Here is a 16,666-nt window from a genome sequence, read left to right on the forward strand (position 1 = left end):
ATTTTTGGTTTGTTACTTTGCGAAATTCTTTCGTTTCAGCACAAAGTTCGCACCAAGATACACTTTTCTCACCATTTCATTATCAGCCAAAACTTCAGGTACGCCAGACTCCAATATCTTTCCTTCAAAAAGTAAATAAGCCCTATCTGTAATGGATAACGTTTCCTGTACATTGTGGTCAGTTATCAGGATACCAATGTTGCGGTGTTTTAATTTGTATACCATTGACTGTATCTCTTCTACCGCAATAGGGTCTACACCGGCAAAAGGTTCATCCAGTAATATAAAGTTAGGCTCGGCAGCAAGGGCCCGGGCAATTTCAGTACGGCGGCGCTCACCGCCTGATAATAAATCGCCCCGGTTTTTACGAACCTTGTGTAAGCTAAATTCGTCTATAAGTTCTTCCAGTTTGTCGCGCTGCGCTTCTTTGGGCATCGGCCCCATCTCCAATACCGCTTTAATATTATCCTCAACAGAGAGCTTACGAAAAACCGATGCCTCCTGCGCTAGGTAGCCTATGCCTTTTTGCGCGCGGCGATACATCGGATCGGTAGTTATTTCGCGGTCATCCAGTATTATCCGGCCTTCATTAGGTTTAATTAATCCCACTATCATATAAAATGAAGTGGTTTTACCGGCACCATTAGGGCCCAGCAAACCCACTATCTCACCCTGCGAAACCTCAAATGATACATCGTTTACAACGGCGCGTTGCTTATATTTTTTTACTAAATGCTCTGCTTTGAGTATCATATTGGTTTGTTGGTTCTAGGTGCTAATTTCTGAAAGCTTAAAGTAATAAACAAACGTCATACAAGCGATAGCGCAAATCTTCCTTAGGACCCACCGAGCTAGAAGATATAAAGCGTTGCTTCGCGTTGTAATGACGCTTTAGTCAGACTTGTATTAAACTGATTTTTCGTGTTGATAGTATAGATACTTACATTCCAAACACTGTTAATGCCTTTTCAATTCTCGCAATGGTTTCTTCTTTGCCTAATAAAGCGGCTATATCAAACACATGCGGCCCAAACTTACCGCCTACCAGCATAATGCGGAAGGGCAGCATTACATCACCTATTTTAAAGCCCTTTTCTTCGGTTAAAGCCTTAAATTCGCTTTCCAATACTGCGGCGTCCCAGGTATGTATTGCCGCATACTTATCAATAAGCAGATTATAAAAATCAGTTTTGGTATCTGCCCATTTGGGGTTTACGGCGTTAAGGTCATACTGCTTAGGTTGCTCAAAAAAGTAAGCACCCTGTGTATAAAAGTCAGCTAATAGTACCACGCGGTCTTTTACCAACTCAATAACCTTTTGCAATTTATCTTCATCTTTAACCACAATGCTCTTATCGGCGAACATTCCGGCTACTTTCGGCTTTAAGCTTTCTGCACCTGCCTTCTTAATCCACTCAGCGTTGAACCATTTGGCTTTCTCAAAATCAAATTTAGCGCCGGCCTTGCTTATTCGCTCAATGCTGAATTTTTCCACTAACTCATCAAGCGTGAATATTTCCTGGTCAGTACCATCATTCCAGCCCAGGGTGGCCAGCAGGTTTACAAAAGCCTCCGGTAAAAATCCTAATTCGCGGAACCCTTCGGTTAACTCGCCACTCTTCACATCGGTCCAGTTCATGGCATATACCGGGAAGCCAAGACGGGCCCCGTCTCGCTTGCTTAATTTACCATGACCATCCGGTTTTAATATCAACGGCAGATGCGCCCATTTCGGCATTTCAGCCTTCCAGCCCAGATACTCCCATAACAGCAAATGCACCGGCGCCGAGGGCAACCACTCTTCACCTCTGAAAGCATGGGTTATTTTCATCAGGTAATCGTCAACCACAACCGCTAAATGATAAGTAGGCATACCATCCGCTTTTAAAAGCACCTTGTCATCTACCTGGTTAGTTTCAAAACTCACATATCCGCGTACCATATCATTAAAGTTAATGGTATCGTCCTCAGGCATCTTTATACGCACAACATGCGGCGTACCATTATGCAATAATGCCTCCACCTCATGCAGAGGCAGGGTAAGCGAATTTCGCATATCGTAACGGTGCCCATGCCCATATTGAAAATTCGGAATTTCTTTACGTTTTTGTTCCAGTTCCGCCGGTGTATCAAAGGCGTAATAAGCGTAGCCTTCGGCTACCAGCTTTTCTGCATACTCACGGTAAAGCGGCTTCCGCTCGCTTTGCCTGTACGGCGCAAATTGCCCGCCGGTGGCAGGACTTTCATCAGGGGCAATGCCGCACCAGGCAAGACATTCCATAATGTACTGCTCTGCACCCTCAACATAACGCGTTTGGTCGGTATCTTCAATACGCAACACAAAATCGCCACCATGTTTTTTTGCGAACAGGTAATTAAATAACGCGGTGCGCACACCACCCAAATGCAACCCGCCGGTTGGGCTGGGCGCAAAACGAACTCTGATTTTATTGTCTGACATCGGCGCAAAGATAATTTTAATGGTTGATTTAGTGAACAGGCGACGCTTTAAGCTTTGCATTATGGCGGCGGGGTGACATCCCGAAAATGAACTATCAGCAAGATAGACAGCATACATAACAGCTAAAGCCGCAGCTGTCGCTACTATCAGTATAATAACTGGTAAGATTTTTCGTACTTTACCCGGACTTAATATGAATCCGTACCAACAGAAACGACGCTGGAAATATTCGCTGCTTGCCTTTGCGGTAGTTATTGCCAGCGGGTCGTTATTATATACAAATTACCTGGTTAAAAACATTGCCACATCTGAGCGCACCCGCGCACAGGTTTGGGCGCTTAGCATGAAACAGGTATTTGCATCAGACGATAATGATTTTTTAAATTATGTTTTTGCTGTACGCGACAGCTTAACCGTACCGGCCATTGTGGTGGATGACAAAGGTGAGTTTAAATATAAAAAAGGTCTCGATTCTACTAAAACCTTTATCGCCATAGAAGCAGAAGAAAACCCGAATATTAAGTATGATACGGCGTACTTCAGGCACGAACTCAACTCTATGAAAGAACAGCATGAACCTATAAAGGTTACCGTGCTAAACTCTCAGTGGCTGGTATATTACAAAGATTCGGCCCTGCTGACGCAGCTTAAGTTTTTTCCTTATATACAGCTTTCTGTGATCGCTATTTTTTTGCTCACCGCGTACACCGCCTTTAGCTCTTCCCGAAAATCGGAGCAGAACCAGGTTTGGGTGGGCTTGGCTAAAGAAACCGCCCATCAACTGGGTACGCCTATATCGTCGCTAATGGCCTGGATAGAGTTGATGAAAGATAAGTTTAATGCTGAAAAAGATCCGCTGATATTGGAAATGGAGAACGATGTTAAGCGGCTTGAAATAGTGGCTGACAGGTTCTCCAAGATCGGATCGCGGCCTGTATTGGAAAACCGTAATGTGTATGAGGTAGTTAAGGACTTTACGGATTATTTTAGGGTTAGGGTAAGTAACCGCATTACCTTTGAGGTACGCGGCGACACTAATACACGGGCCGGACTAAATGTGCCGCTGTTTGATTGGGTGCTTGAAAATCTGCTGAAAAATGCGGTAAACGCTATTGAAGATAAAGGCACCATTACAGTTGATATAAGCGAAAGCAAAAAACAGGTGTTTATTGATGTCACCGATACAGGTAAAGGTATTGCCCGCTCAAAATTTGATACAGTGTTTCAACCAGGCTATACCACACGCAAACGTGGCTGGGGCCTGGGGCTTTCATTAACGAAACGAATGGTTGAGAATTACCATAACGGACATATTTTTGTGAAGGATTCGGAATTAGGAAAAGGCACTACTTTTAGAATCGCATTAAAAGCTACACCTCATGATAACTAAACCGCAACCGGGCGAATACGCAATTCCGCTTCCGGGTAATTACCTGGAACTGATTAATGACAATGAGGATATCTTAACCGCCCTTGAGCAGCAGCGGGATACCAGTTACAGCCTCTTCTCATCGTTAACCGAAAGCCAGGCCAACTCCAGTTACGCGGAAGGCAAATGGACAGTTAAGGAAATGCTGGGACATTTGATAGATACTGAGCGGATATTTGCCTACCGTGCGCTATGTTTTTCGAGGGAACAGCAGGACCTGCCCGGTTTTGACCAGGACGTATATGTTTATTTCGGAACCTATGGAACTCGTGATATCCAATCTTTAGCTGCAGAGTTTAAAGCGGTGCGCGATGCAAACATATACCTGTTTCGCTCCATAACTCCTGAGCAGGAAGTACGCACCGGTATAGCCAGCGGCTATGAGGTGTCGGTACGCGCTATTATATATGCCACCGCGGGGCATGAAAGGCATCATCTGAATATTTTGAGGGAGCGATATGCCATAGGATAATTTTAAAAGCAAAGGCCCTGGCGTTCGCCAGGGCCTTTGCGTAAGGTTTATTCTGCAGAGTTGCTTTTTTCTTTATCCAACACTTCCTTTTTCTCTATCCTATAAGAAATAAATAGACCTAATCCGCCGAATATCGCAATAAGGCTGAAATATATAGCGGCGGTTGGTGCATCACCATCAAAAGCCATATTATCCAGTATAGCCGCCAGGAAAAGCCCTAAACCAGCACCTATAAGTAATAAGCCCCATTTTAAATTTTGATAAGGTGCTGATTGAGGTTTTACATCGCGCGGATCCATACCCCGCTCTATCATCGCCATACGTTCTTTATTGCGTACGTAAAATATGCCAAATATCATGGCAAATAACCCCAACGGTACTAAAATGGGGACTAAAATTCCAAGTGCATCGTTCATGACTTTATTTTATAATGTTAATAATTTTACTTTAATCACCATCCAGGTGAATTTGTAAGCTATGACGCTGTGCTTTTAAAACAGGTTACACTTATTTTTAATTTCGTCTAACGGTTCAGTTACTGTTTCCTGTTTGCTCCTTTTCCGGGTGAATACGTTTGGAATATTTACTTAACGTTTTAACTTTATTATTTACAATCCTTTCGCTAGGCGAACAACCAAGCCATTTACGACATATAAAGGTCGACAGGCTATCGTTTTCTATTTTAACAAGTAAGACATATTTTACAGCTATCATCAACTAAAATCTGATTTCGAAATAAATATGTAACCTAATCATTAAAACCTGCGTCTGACTAATTGTTATATGCAACCTAAGTTTACCGACAATGAGTTAATTGAGCAAACCCTGGCAGGTAACCAGTGGGCGTATGCCGACCTGGTGAAACGTCATCAGCGCTTTGTGTTTACGCTGGCTATGCGATTTGCTAAAAACCGCGAAGATGCTGAAGAAATAGCGCAGGATTGTTTTGTAAAGACACACCGTTCCTTGTCATCTTTTCAGGGAGGCTCAAAATTCAGCACATGGCTATATAGCATAGTATATACTACAGCTATGTCGTTTTTGCGAAAGAAACGGATTGATACTGACTCGATAGAAGATGAAGGAGTATATATACAGGTAGAAAACAAGCCTTCGGCGTATGACGAAAATGATGTTGAGCGTAAATCACGGTCGTACCATCTTAACCAGGCCATTGCACAGTTGCTGCCTGACGATGCAACCATTATAACATTGTTTTATAAAGGAGAGTTATCACTTGAAGAAATTGCTCAGACGATGGGCATCGAGACCAACACCGTAAAGGTAAAACTATTCAGGGCGCGCCAACGTTTGAAAGAAAGGCTGGAGCGAAACCTAAAACACGAAGCTAAAGAACTGATATGAATAGCATAGAAGAAAAACTTTGGAACTATATTGATGGCAACTGCACACCCGAGGATCAACAAGCTATTGCCCGGCTTATTGAGCATGACGACTTGTACAAGCGTAAATATGCCGAACTTTTAAGCTTTAATGCCGAATTTGCCAATATGGAATTGGATGAGCCATCAATGGCATTCACTTACAATGTAATGGAGCAGATACGTGCTGAACAAGCAGCTAAACCCCTTAAGGCAATAGTTGATCAACGCATTGTAAGGGGCATTGCTGCGTTTTTTTTAGTGACCATATCAGTGCTGTTGCTCGTAGCGTTAAGCACGGTCAACTGGTCGGCGGGAGGTGCTGTCCGCTGGGAGATACCGCAGATACAAGTGCCCGATCCCAGTAATCCATTTATGCAAGGATTTTTATTTTTTGATTTGATACTAGGCTTATATTTATTTGATGCATGGCTGCGCCGTAAAAAAATCGCCGGCTCCATGTAAGTTCCTCCCCGTCCTGTACAAAAAAACTAACACACTGTTTAATGTTGCAAACACTAAGACACTTGTATTTCGGTAGCAGTTAATAGGGTTAACATAGAAAATGTAATAACACAACTGCCAATATGCTCAATTAGGGTAGGCACTTATTGCATCAAATAGCTTTAAGTATGTCGCAATGACACCTCAGCTACCTTAAAACCGACATATTTTACATCAAAAAGCCTCTAAAAACTGGAAAATTGCCATCGCTTACATTTTTGGCACAAAATATGTATTACTGTACACGAACTGGTAAACTTACCGGTTTAATTGTGATAAGGTTTAGGTTGAAAGTCCCCCGGAGCAAGTCTTGGGGGGCTTTTTATTTTAAAACATTTTTATTCGCCAGTATTTGAAACGACGAAATAAATCACATCACTTACATTTTACATATAATTTCATACTTCAATTATCTCATGCGCAAACAGTGGGCTAATACTCAATCCATCAGATAGCGGCTTTTCACTTCATATTCCTTTCATGTCGCAACATTAAATTAGGCTGCATCTTTACAATTTCCGTAGCAATTTGATAACTTCGTACAAAATAACCATCATGAAAAAATTTATTCATTTGTTGATAATTGCACTTGTGGTATGCTCATTAAACACCTACGCGCAAGAGGGCCCGCGTATTCCGGGATCCAGTTCAACACAAACTATTATACAGGATTTTGGGCTGGGTAAAATAACAGTAACTTACTCCAGACCGAATGTTAAAGGGCGCAAAATATTTGGCGGTATACAGCCTTACGGGCAAGTATGGCGAACCGGCGCTAATTGGGCCACAACAATTACTTTTACCGAAGAGACTACTGTTGAGGGAAACAAGGTGCCGGCGGGTACCTACGCCTTGTTTACAATTCCGGGCGAAAAGGAATGGACCATTATATTAAATAAAAATGCTAAACAATGGGGGGCTTACGGTTATAAGCAAGCTGAAGACCAGGTTCGCTTTACCGTACCGGCCAAAATACGGCCCGAAAAAAGAGAAAGTTTTACTATGGGCTTCTCAAACGTTACTACCAAATCAGCCGAGTTATATATGGTTTGGGATTTAACCGCCGTAGTGATAAAATTAGCAACAAATGATGATGCGCAGATAGTAGCGAATATTGATGAACTGATGAAAGGCGAAAAAAAGCCATATTTTGATGCCATACAATACTACTATGAAAACAATCATGATTTAAACAAAGCGCTTGGCTGGGTTGCCGAAGCTGAAAAAGCGCATCCCAAAGCGCCATGGTTTAAGTTGTGGAAGGCCCGCATACTATTGAAACAAGGCAACAACGCCGGGGCTATTGCCGCGGCAAATGAGGGCATTAACATAGCCAAAGAAACCAAAGATGATGAATACATCCGCCTTAATGAGGGCGTTTTGGAAATGGCAAAAAAATAAACTGATATTTTATATCATAGCGAGACCTCAATATCAGCAAAAATAACATAGAAAGCCTGTATATCAGGCTTTTTATGTTATAGATATTTTCTATAACCTATCAATACTTAGTATTTTGATACCGGCAGTTTTGTCGCTATTTTTGCACTAAACAATTAATTAAAATAAGAATATGATTACTATAGGACAGAAATTTCCGGAATTTTCTAAAACAGCGGTGGTTAGCCTTGAAAAAGGTAAAGAGTTTGAAACTATTAATTCTGACTACCTGGTAAATGAAGATAACGTGTGGACAGTGATGTTTTGGTGGCCAAAGGATTTCACATTTGTGTGCCCTACTGAAATCGCTGAGTTTAACAAAAACTTTGGTGAGTTCCGTGACCGTGACACCCGTTTGATCGGTGCTTCAACCGACAGCGAATTTGTACACGCTGCCTGGAGACAACACCATGATGACCTGCGCGACCTGAAATTCCCGATGCTTGCCGACACGTCAAAATCATTAGCGGAAGACCTGGGCATTTTAGAGCCGACCGAAAAAATCGCTTACCGCGCTACCTTTATTATTGATCCAACCGGCGTTGTTCGTTGGGTATGTGTTAACGACCTGAGCGTAGGACGTAACGTTAAAGAAGTACTGCGTGTACTTGATGGTTTGCAAACAGACGAGCTTTGCCCTTGTAACTGGGAAAAAGGCGAGGCTACACTTACTGTATAATCACCGATCTTAATATGTCCCCGCATTTATTTTCAGGATAGTGCGGGGATTTTTTTTTACTCTTAACATTTATTACTATGAGCGAAAGCACCGAAATAATAAGCGAGTTATTGCAAAACGTGGGCCTTGAAGCCGGCTATCGTAATGAAAGCCTCACTTTACTTGAGCAAGGTGAGTCGCGTTACCTGCGCGACTTGAAAGTAAACTTTGCAAGCACACTTACATCAGAGCATTTAAGTGCTAAAGAGTGCGGTTTAACAGGCCTTGCCATTGCTGTAAACAACGGTAATAAACCCCTTACTGTTTATTACACCAAATATGCAGAGCAGCAGGGTGCCACTGCGGCTGAAATATCTGAAGCCGTAGGATGTGCGTCACTCCTGGCATCAAACAATGTATTTTACCGTTTCAGACATTTTACACAGAAAGAAAAATACACCCAGATACCGGCACGCATACGTATGCAGCTGATGATGAAACCCGTAACCGGTAAAGAATTTTTTGAATTACTCAGCCTTGCAGTATCGGCAGTTAACGGATGCGAAATGTGTGTAAACGCGCATGAAGACTCATTAATTAAGCTGGGGACAACTGAAGAGCGCATATTTGATGCTGTGCGGATAGCATCTTTGGTAACCGCTACCGGAAAAGTTATATTTTAATAATTTTTTCAGACAACCAGCCACCACAAAAATGCCCCGGTTATAACAACCAGGGCATTTTTTTAGGCAATGGGTCAATAACAAATAAAGTTTGCGTTTTTTTAGCAAAATATGTTTAATTTAGGGCAAGATTAAACATACCTCGGTTCCATAATATATTACTGAACTGTGCTGCTGGGGTGAACTATTAATTAATTGTTAATTTTTTGGGAAAGCCGTTCCATAGTCGCTATAGGAACGGCTTTTATTTTTACCTCACTTTCCCTCAATTCACCTGGAGAGGTAATCAAAACTATCACGATGCCTCCTGGAGGTTTACCTTTACAGGTCGGGGCGCATCACTAATGCGCATCTGTAACTGCTTTCATCTTCTTCCGGAATGGCTGCAAGAATATCAATGGAATGGAGAATAGCATGATTAACCCTGATATCCAGTAAGCATCATTATAAGTGAGCAACAATGTTTGTTTAATTACTGCACCCTCAATGGCTTTGTATGCCATCTGAGTGGCGTCAAGTAACGAGGCGCCTTTTGCAATAAACCCCTGGGTAAGCGCTTGCAGCCGCCCAAGTAATTCCGGATCGTATTGATTAACGTTACTAAGCAACGTATTGCGGTGGTAGCCTTGCCTTACATGAATTAATGTAGTTAACGCCGCTATGCCAAACGAGCCCCCCAACTGCCGCATCATGTTATTCAATCCTGAGCCCTGCCCTATTTCGGCCCCTTTAAGATCAGCCATGGCCAGCGTAGTTAACGGCACAAAAAGCAGTGCCATACCTACGCCGCGTACTAATAGCGGTATCATCACATCGGTTTGGCCGGTTTGCAGCGTTGAGTTGCTGAGCATCCAGGTAAATACAAAAAACAGAAACATGCCAGCAGCTGCCATTAACTGGGCAGGCACACCTTTATTAAGCATTTTGCCAATAAACGGCATCATTACTATTGTGCATAACCCTCCCGGAAATAGCAGCTCGCCCGTTTGCTGGGCTGTAAAGCCGAGCAGATTCTGACAAAACACCGGAAATACAAATACCGAACCGTATAAACCAAAACCCAGCACAAATGATGTAAACATACCTACCGAGAAACTACGATGCCGCATTATACTAAAATTCACAATAGGATGATCGGTACTTAGCTCACGCCAAATAAAGAGTATAACGCCTAACACTGAGGTGACGGTAAGTACCACTATATATGGCGCGGCAAACCAATCTTCGCTTTCGCCTTTTTCAAGTATAGTTTGCAAACTACCAACGGCAACGGCCAGTAATACAATACCCCACCAGTCCACCGGCCGGCCGACTTGCCTGGGGGTTTCTTTGACGAATGTGTACGTAAGCAAAAATGCCAGCGCGCCAACCGGAATGTTAACGTAAAATATCCATGGCCACGAGAAGTGATTAGTAATATAGCCACCAATAGTTGGCCCAACGGTTGGCCCCACTACCGCTCCGAGACCAAAGAGCGCCGTTGCCGTGCCAATCTCTTCGCGGGGCCACGTTTCAATCAGGATGGCCTGTGCCGTTGATATCAAACCACCCCCTGCAAGCCCCTGCAATATCCGAAAAGCAACCAGTTCACCCAACCCTGTAGCATTTCCGCAAAGGAACGACGCAATGGTAAATACGATAATGGAGGCCATAAAGTAGTTTTTACGGCCAAAGGTATCACCCAACCAGCCCGACATGGGCAGTATTATAACGTTGGCAACTGCGTAACCTGTAACCAGCCAGGCAGCATCCTCCAGCGTGGCACCCAGATTGCCCATCATGTCAGGCAACGACACATTAACAATGGTAGTATCAATAAGCTCAAGCAGCGAGGCCATAATCACCGTTATAGTGATTATCCATTTTTTAAAGCCATGTTCAGCCATTTATCAACCTTTTATATTAACTGATACATTTACGCTCATGCCCGGGCGCAGCATTGCTAATTGCTCTTTGGTAGCGTTAATTTTAATTTTAACAGGTACGCGCTGCACTACTTTTACAAAGTTTCCGGTAGCATTATCGGGCGGCAGCAAAGCAAACTTTGCACCCGTAGCCGGGGAAAAATTATAAACCGTACCGGTTAATTCCATATCCGGGAATGCATCAACTTCAACATTTACTGTTTGGCCATTACGTATCTTGTTCAGTTGAGTTTCCTTAAAATTGGCTGTTATAAATAAGCTGTTGTCATTAACAATAGCAAAAAGCGTTTGTCCGGGCTGTACCAACTGGCCCACTTGTACATTCTTTTTTGCGGCCAACCCGCTGGCCGGCGCCTTAATTTGAGTGTAACTCAGCTGTAGTTTAGCATAATCAACATCGGCCTGTGTTTTATCAGCACCTGTATTGGTTACTTCAAGTTGGCGGCGCGTAGTGCCTACCTGCTCTAACGTAGCGTTATACTTTTCCTGCGCTGCCCGGTAAGTAGCTTGTGCTACCTGCAAGTCAGACTTGGCCTGGTCAAACAGTTGCTGGGTAATTGAACCATCCTTAACCAGGTTAGCATAACGTTCGTAATCCTTACGTACTTTTTCCAATCTCGCTGCTGCCGAGGTTACTTCGGCCTTAGCACCGGCTGAAGTAGCGGCTGTGGCTGATATCTGCGATTGGCCGACATCGATACCCGCGTTGGCACCGCTTTGGGCGGCTTCCGCCTGTTCTACTTTTACCTTAAGGTCGCGGTCGTCAATCTTTATCAGCAGCTGGCCTTTGTTTACGTGTGTATTTTCTTCAAAAAATATGGTATCTACATAACCGCCTACGCGAGCTACCACCGGGCTGATGTCGGCGTCAATCTGTGCATCGTCGGTATCCTCATGGTTGCTGTAATAGATGTATTCCTTAACCCCGAAAATAATACCGCCTAATAAAACTATGCCTAATACTATCGGTATTACTTTTGATTTCTTTTTGGTTGTTATATGCTGTGTCATCTTAATTTTATGGTGATATTTTAGTTAATGAGTTTTCCTGTAGATTTTAATAAAGTGTAATAGGCCAAACCTGCATCGGCTTTTGCCAGTTCAAGATTAATCTGCGCCTGGTAAAGCAGGGTTTGCGAATCGGCGCGCTCCACAGCCGAGGCTATATTGCTGCGGTATTTTGATTCTAAAATTTTATTGTTTTCCCCGGCTTGTGCAATTGCTGTTTGCAGCAGTTTGATTTTATCAAGAGCGGCTATATAATTTTGATAATTCTGGTTTACCTCATTCTTTATCATATCGGCAGTTATGCTTTTGCTGATATCGGCTTCTTTACGTTCTATCTTCGCCTCAGCTACTTTGTGTTTGTTACTCCACAACGCGCCAAAATTCCACGATGCGGTGAGGCCTATAGATATCGGCGTAATGTAATTGCCTGCTCTGGGTATAGGGTTAGCAGATACGTCAACGTAGTAGGCACTTGCCCCGGCTGCAAGGTTGGGCATTGTATTGGCCTTTATAGTCCCAATATTTGCGTCGGCAACCTTAGCTTGCAGATCGGCCTGCATTAACTCCGGCCTTGTATTCAGCGCCGTATCTATATATGCTGATAACAATGATACCGGCTTGTCAACTTTTTCAACATCATCTATTTTTAGCTGGGTGGCTTCAGGCAGCCCCAGTAATATGTTCAAATTATAATTAACTATCCGCCGATTGTTTTCCAGTTCAATACCATTCAACTCAACATTGGCTTTTTGCAATTGAAATTGTAACACATCATTTTTTGTCACTATCCCCTGATCGAAAAATCGCTGCGACTGTTTTATCTGCTGGTTAAGGCTGGCCACGTTTTGCTCAACAACCTTAATACCCTGTAAAACTTTGTACAGGTTGTAATATGAGCTGATAATACTGTAAGCAATCCTTGTACGGTCTTTTGATTCGTCCAAACGTGATGCCTGTGTGAGTAATTCGGTTGATTTGCGGGCATATTTTAATTTATTTCCGGCAAAAATCACCTGGTTTAACGAAAGTATGCCCAAGTACGCATTAGCGCTTTTGGGCAGTGATAGGCTTTCTTCGCCAAACTGAAGCCGGTTTGCCGGTATTTGCGCACGGTTATAGCCAAAACTGGCGTTGCCTGTAGGTAAGGCCTCATCTTTAGCCTGGTTATACCGTTCAACAGCCTGCTCAATTTTTGCGCCCGCCAGTTTAAGTTCTTTGCTGTTGGCCAGGCCCAGTTGCAAAGTCTCCTTAAGTGTGATGGCTTTTTCCTGGGCCCTGGCAGTAGCTGCCGTTAATAGAAACGCCATCAAAACGCCTATTAAAGCGTATAAAAACAGGTACCGGTGAATAGAATGCGGATTGGTTGTACAGTTAGTCATTATTTAGTAAGTAGAATTTTAGCAGTTGTTTGATATAAGTTTTAATGCGTGGCTTAAGCTCATCTTCCATAAATTTTGCATCATTAACATTATTGCCTAAAAGCTTTGATGCCACTTGTGGTGTATTGGTTATATAGTTTTTGGTGCCAAAGATGGTGGTGATAATCATTTCGATATCTACATCTTTGCGAAACTCGCCGGAAGCTACGCCTTCCTGTATTATCTTTTTAAACTCAAGCGCATTAACGATAAGCATGCCGCTAATTTTATCCGTAAGCTCACCGCGGTTACCCATTATCTCTCGGTTGATGAGCTTGGCGAAACAGTTATTTACCGTTACTTTATTAATAAAACTGTCTATACACTTTTCCAGTTTATCCATCGCCGACATGCTGCTGTCATTACCGATATCCTGCAACAGGCTGTGAAACATCTCAATTTTACGTTCAATTACGGCTAAAAAAAGCCCGTCCTTTGAACCAAAATAGTAACTAAGCATAGCCATGTTAACGCCCGCCTCGCCGGATATAAGGCGTGTTGAAGCTGCATCATATCCCACATCTGAGAATACTTTTTCGGCTACGTCGAGTATATGGTGCTTCTTATCTATTTTATCTTTAGTCATCGCTTTTCCTTTATCATGCAAAACTAATCAAACGATTGATTAATAAATGTAAGCAAATTGTCAAGTTGAATTAACTAGCTGATTATCAATAATAAAAAAATTAATCAATTGATTAACCTTGCGAAATTAATAGGTGGTGGCTCTGTAAAAATTGTGTGCGGAAGCGTAATGTCTCCTGTAGCCGGTTTCTTTGTATATTTTTGCCGATATGAAATTGTTAAAACTAGCGCTGCTGCTTTTGCTGGCAGCCCCATATACATATTCACAAACAGCGCCGCCGGCCGGGTTAGCAGATATTCAGCATCACCTGCGTGACCTAAATGTACTGGGCAGTGTGCTGTATGTAGCGGCACATCCAGATGATGAGAACACACGCTTACTGGCTTACATGGCTAAAGAGAAACATTACCGTACCGGATACCTGTCATTAACCCGGGGCGACGGGGGGCAAAACCTGGTGGGCAATGAACAGGGTGAACTGTTGGGGCTAATACGCACACAGGAACTACTTGCCGCACGCCGGGTTGATGGCGCGGAACAGTTTTTTACCCGCGCAAACGATTTCGGATTTTCAAAAACGCCTGAAGAAACGTTAAAGATATGGGATAAGGAAAAGGTATTGGGAGATGTTGTTTGGGTGATACGAAAATTCAGGCCCGATGTAGTTATATGCCGGTTCCCTACTACAGGACAGGGTGGCCATGGGCATCATACTGCCTCGGCCATACTGGCCCAGGAAGCTTTTGCTGCGGCAGCTGATCCAAAACGCTACCCTGAGCAGCTGAGAAAAGTGCAGGTATGGCAGGCTAAACGGTTATTATGGAACACTTACAGTTTTGGTAATATAAATACCACAGCAGCCGATCAATTTAAGATAGATGTGGGAGCGTATAGCCCGCTAACAGGTAAGAGCATTGGTGAAATAGCCGCCGAAAGCCGCTCAAACCATAAATCGCAAGGCTTTGGCTCGGCAAGCCAGCGTGGCCAGGTGTTTGAATTTTTTAAGACCATACTTGGCGATGCCCCAAAGAGCGATCTGTTTGATGATATTGATGCTACCTGGAACCGTGTTAATGCCACCGGGATATCGTTGGATATCAATGTAATTAAAAAGGCTTTTGAAAATGAACATCCTGAAAAATCTGTTCCGGCATTATTGAAACTGCTTGACAAAGTTGAAGCTATAAAAGACATTTATTGGCGCGAGCAAAAAGCGCAGCAGTTACGGGACCTTATAGCTGCTTGCGCAGGATTGTGGTTTGAGAGTTATGCAAACCAGGCTACTTATGCAACCGGGGAAAAAATGACGATAACCTCGCAGGTTATAAGCCAGATGGATAGCGGTGTGCAACTCGCCGGCATAGGCACAGGTGAAAATATAGCAAGCATTAATGCGCCTTTGCCTAAAAACCAAATGCAGGTATTTACCAGTACAGCACGTGCCACCGAACTTACGCAGCCTTACTGGCTGGCACAACAGCATGGTGTAGGTATATACAACTTTGCTGATACCCTTGCAGGCTATCCTGAAAACCCTGATTTACCAAAAGTCACCTTTAATTTTATTATTGGCGGCCGCAGTATGCAGTTCCGGCGCACGGTGTTGTATAAATATACCGAGCCGGTACGGGGTGAAGTGTATCAGCCCATTGAAATAACACCACCAGTTACTGCCAATATTGAACATGACGTTTATCTGTACAGTACGCATCAACCGCAAGCTATTAACGTTAAGCTCAAAAGCTTTATCAATGGCAGCGGCAACATCCGTTTTAAGCCTGTGCCCGGCTGGAAAATAACGCCTGAAAAAATAGATTTCAGCAATAAAAAAATAAACGATGAATGGACCGTAGGTTTTACTGTTACACCCGGGAGCACGGCACCTGGCACTGCGATGCTGCAAGCCGCTGTTGAGGTGAATGGTAAAACTTTCTCACTCGGCCTGCACCGCATCAGGTACGAGCATATCCCTAATATTACCTTGTATCCGCCGGCTCAAACCAAAATTATTAACCTGGAAATTAAGACGAGCGGTAAAAATATAGGTTACATAGCAGGTGCCGGCGATAAGGTGCCGGAAGCCTTAAGACAATTAGGATATACTGTACACTTACTTAATGAAAACGAGGTAATGCATGGCAACCTTGCTGCCTATGATGCCATTATTACAGGTGTACGCGCATACAATGTAAATGATCGGTTGGCTTTTGAGCAACCAGCTTTATTGGAGTATGTGAAAAACGGCGGCAACCTGGTGGTACAATATAACACTGCCGGGCGATTAGTAAGCACTAATATCGGCCCTTATCCTTTTGATGTTGTAAACCAGCGTGTTACCGAAGAGGCTGCCAGGGTAACCATTACCGATCCTGCTCATCCCGTGTTTAACTTCCCCAATAAAATAACCGATGCAGATTTTGATAACTGGGTACAGGAACGCGGCCTTTATTTTGTTGACAACATAGACCCAAAATATGCTACCCCATTGTTAATGAATGACACCAACCAAGCACCTGCGAAAGGTTCGTTGCTGGTTGCTGGTTATGGCAAGGGGCGGTTTGTGTATACCTCGCTGGCATTTTTCAGGCAATTGCCCGCCGGGGTGCCGGGCGCGTACAGATTGTTTGTAAATTTACTGAGCGAGCCAAAATAACTTCTCCATAAGTTATCCTAAGGGAAGTCTTCAAAGAGGTATGTTAC

The 16,666-nt window shown here is 43.3% G+C and carries 15 protein-coding genes; 8 read left to right on the forward strand and 7 right to left on the reverse strand.

Translation table 11 applies throughout. The annotated features are described in order from the left end of the window. Positions 1–12: 12 nt before the first annotated feature. Together lptB and gltX are read right to left on the reverse strand one after the other, a co-directional pair. A complete protein-coding gene (gene lptB / locus DJ568_RS16270) occupies positions 13–753 on the reverse strand; it encodes an LPS export ABC transporter ATP-binding protein (RefSeq protein ID WP_114006363.1) in 741 nt (246 codons plus the stop codon). A 187-nt stretch (positions 754–940) separates the two neighbouring features. Then, positions 941–2,461 carry a glutamate--tRNA ligase gene (gene gltX, locus DJ568_RS16275; protein WP_114006364.1) on the reverse strand — a complete coding sequence of 507 codons (1,521 nt, stop codon included), beginning with the start codon at positions 2,459–2,461 and terminating at the stop codon, positions 941–943. A 193-nt stretch (positions 2,462–2,654) separates the two neighbouring features. Between gltX and DJ568_RS16280 the strand changes: the two genes are divergently transcribed. Then, positions 2,655–3,851 (forward strand): sensor histidine kinase, encoded by a 1,197-nt coding sequence (locus DJ568_RS16280; protein WP_114006365.1) that lies wholly within the window; start codon positions 2,655–2,657, stop codon positions 3,849–3,851. After that, a complete protein-coding gene (locus DJ568_RS16285; RefSeq protein WP_114006366.1) occupies positions 3,841–4,362 on the forward strand; it encodes a DinB family protein in 522 nt (173 codons plus the stop codon). Before DJ568_RS16280 ends, DJ568_RS16285 begins: the two co-directional genes overlap by 11 nt. Before the next feature lie 47 nt (positions 4,363–4,409). Here DJ568_RS16285 and DJ568_RS16290 read toward each other — a convergent pair whose 3' ends face one another. Continuing rightward, positions 4,410–4,778, reverse strand: coding sequence for a DUF6249 domain-containing protein (locus tag DJ568_RS16290; RefSeq protein ID WP_114006367.1), 369 nt, complete (start codon positions 4,776–4,778; stop codon positions 4,410–4,412). A 367-nt stretch (positions 4,779–5,145) separates the two neighbouring features. On the opposite strand from DJ568_RS16290, the gene DJ568_RS16300 reads away from it, so the two are divergent. From DJ568_RS16300 to DJ568_RS16320, 5 genes are all read left to right on the forward strand, one after another. Then, complete coding sequence (locus tag DJ568_RS16300) at positions 5,146–5,727, forward strand: RNA polymerase sigma factor (protein ID WP_114006369.1); 582 nt, start codon at positions 5,146–5,148, stop codon at positions 5,725–5,727. Continuing rightward, entirely contained in the window at positions 5,724–6,209 is a 486-nt protein-coding gene (locus DJ568_RS16305; protein ID WP_114006370.1) for a hypothetical protein, read from the forward strand. The genes DJ568_RS16300 and DJ568_RS16305 overlap by 4 nt, the downstream gene beginning before the upstream one ends. Before the next feature lie 594 nt (positions 6,210–6,803). Next, a complete protein-coding gene (locus DJ568_RS16310; RefSeq protein WP_114006371.1) occupies positions 6,804–7,649 on the forward strand; it encodes a DUF2911 domain-containing protein in 846 nt (281 codons plus the stop codon). Positions 7,650–7,821: 172 nt separating this feature from the next. Further along, the gene (locus DJ568_RS16315) at positions 7,822–8,367 is read left to right on the forward strand and encodes a peroxiredoxin (RefSeq protein WP_114006372.1); all 546 of its coding nucleotides are present in this window, start codon (positions 7,822–7,824) and stop codon (positions 8,365–8,367) included. 77 nt (positions 8,368–8,444) lie between these two features. Further along, complete coding sequence (locus tag DJ568_RS16320; RefSeq protein ID WP_114006373.1) at positions 8,445–9,029, forward strand: carboxymuconolactone decarboxylase family protein; 585 nt, start codon at positions 8,445–8,447, stop codon at positions 9,027–9,029. A gap of 341 nt (positions 9,030–9,370) precedes the next feature. Here DJ568_RS16320 and DJ568_RS16325 read toward each other — a convergent pair whose 3' ends face one another. The 4 genes from DJ568_RS16325 to DJ568_RS16340 are packed head-to-tail and all read right to left on the reverse strand — an operon-like array spanning position 9,371 to position 13,966. Next, positions 9,371–10,915, reverse strand: coding sequence for a DHA2 family efflux MFS transporter permease subunit (locus DJ568_RS16325; RefSeq protein ID WP_114006374.1), 1,545 nt, complete (start codon positions 10,913–10,915; stop codon positions 9,371–9,373). A gap of 3 nt (positions 10,916–10,918) precedes the next feature. Next, on the reverse strand, positions 10,919–11,965 hold the full coding sequence (locus DJ568_RS16330) for an HlyD family secretion protein (RefSeq protein WP_114006375.1): 1,047 nt from the start codon (positions 11,963–11,965) through the stop codon (positions 10,919–10,921). A 20-nt stretch (positions 11,966–11,985) separates the two neighbouring features. Next, on the reverse strand, positions 11,986–13,341 hold the full coding sequence (locus DJ568_RS16335; protein ID WP_114006376.1) for a TolC family protein: 1,356 nt from the start codon (positions 13,339–13,341) through the stop codon (positions 11,986–11,988). After that, entirely contained in the window at positions 13,334–13,966 is a 633-nt protein-coding gene (locus tag DJ568_RS16340) for a TetR/AcrR family transcriptional regulator (protein ID WP_114006377.1), read from the reverse strand. The genes DJ568_RS16335 and DJ568_RS16340 overlap by 8 nt, the downstream gene beginning before the upstream one ends. Before the next feature lie 208 nt (positions 13,967–14,174). Here DJ568_RS16340 and DJ568_RS16345 point away from each other — a divergent pair, with 208 nt between their 5' ends. Beyond that, a complete protein-coding gene (locus tag DJ568_RS16345; RefSeq protein WP_114006378.1) occupies positions 14,175–16,619 on the forward strand; it encodes a PIG-L family deacetylase in 2,445 nt (814 codons plus the stop codon). Positions 16,620–16,666 lie beyond the last annotated feature (47 nt).

Origin of the sequence: Mucilaginibacter hurinus (genome assembly GCF_003324525.1) — a bacterium.
GTDB lineage: Bacteria > Bacteroidota > Bacteroidia > Sphingobacteriales > Sphingobacteriaceae > Mucilaginibacter > Mucilaginibacter hurinus.

Bases quoted from the DNA above. Each gene is read 5' to 3' on its own strand.
- DJ568_RS16305 (WP_114006370.1), top strand. From the start codon at position 5,724: ATGAATAGCATAGAAGAAAAACTTTGGAACTATATTGATGGCAACTGC.
- DJ568_RS16320 (WP_114006373.1), top strand. From the start codon at position 8,445: ATGAGCGAAAGCACCGAAATAATAAGCGAGTTATTGCAAAACGTGGGC.
- DJ568_RS16340 (WP_114006377.1), bottom strand. From the start codon at position 13,966: ATGACTAAAGATAAAATAGATAAGAAGCACCATATACTCGACGTAGCC.
- DJ568_RS16345 (WP_114006378.1), top strand. From the start codon at position 14,175: ATGAAATTGTTAAAACTAGCGCTGCTGCTTTTGCTGGCAGCCCCATAT.
- DJ568_RS16310 (WP_114006371.1), top strand. From the start codon at position 6,804: ATGAAAAAATTTATTCATTTGTTGATAATTGCACTTGTGGTATGCTCA.
- DJ568_RS16330 (WP_114006375.1), bottom strand. From the start codon at position 11,965: ATGACACAGCATATAACAACCAAAAAGAAATCAAAAGTAATACCGATA.
- DJ568_RS16315 (WP_114006372.1), top strand. From the start codon at position 7,822: ATGATTACTATAGGACAGAAATTTCCGGAATTTTCTAAAACAGCGGTG.
- DJ568_RS16285 (WP_114006366.1), top strand. From the start codon at position 3,841: ATGATAACTAAACCGCAACCGGGCGAATACGCAATTCCGCTTCCGGGT.
- DJ568_RS16335 (WP_114006376.1), bottom strand. From the start codon at position 13,341: ATGACTAACTGTACAACCAATCCGCATTCTATTCACCGGTACCTGTTT.
- DJ568_RS16290 (WP_114006367.1), bottom strand. From the start codon at position 4,778: ATGAACGATGCACTTGGAATTTTAGTCCCCATTTTAGTACCGTTGGGG.
- DJ568_RS16300 (WP_114006369.1), top strand. From the start codon at position 5,146: ATGCAACCTAAGTTTACCGACAATGAGTTAATTGAGCAAACCCTGGCA.
- DJ568_RS16325 (WP_114006374.1), bottom strand. From the start codon at position 10,915: ATGGCTGAACATGGCTTTAAAAAATGGATAATCACTATAACGGTGATT.
- gltX (WP_114006364.1), bottom strand. From the start codon at position 2,461: ATGTCAGACAATAAAATCAGAGTTCGTTTTGCGCCCAGCCCAACCGGC.
- DJ568_RS16280 (WP_114006365.1), top strand. From the start codon at position 2,655: ATGAATCCGTACCAACAGAAACGACGCTGGAAATATTCGCTGCTTGCC.
- lptB (WP_114006363.1), bottom strand. From the start codon at position 753: ATGATACTCAAAGCAGAGCATTTAGTAAAAAAATATAAGCAACGCGCC.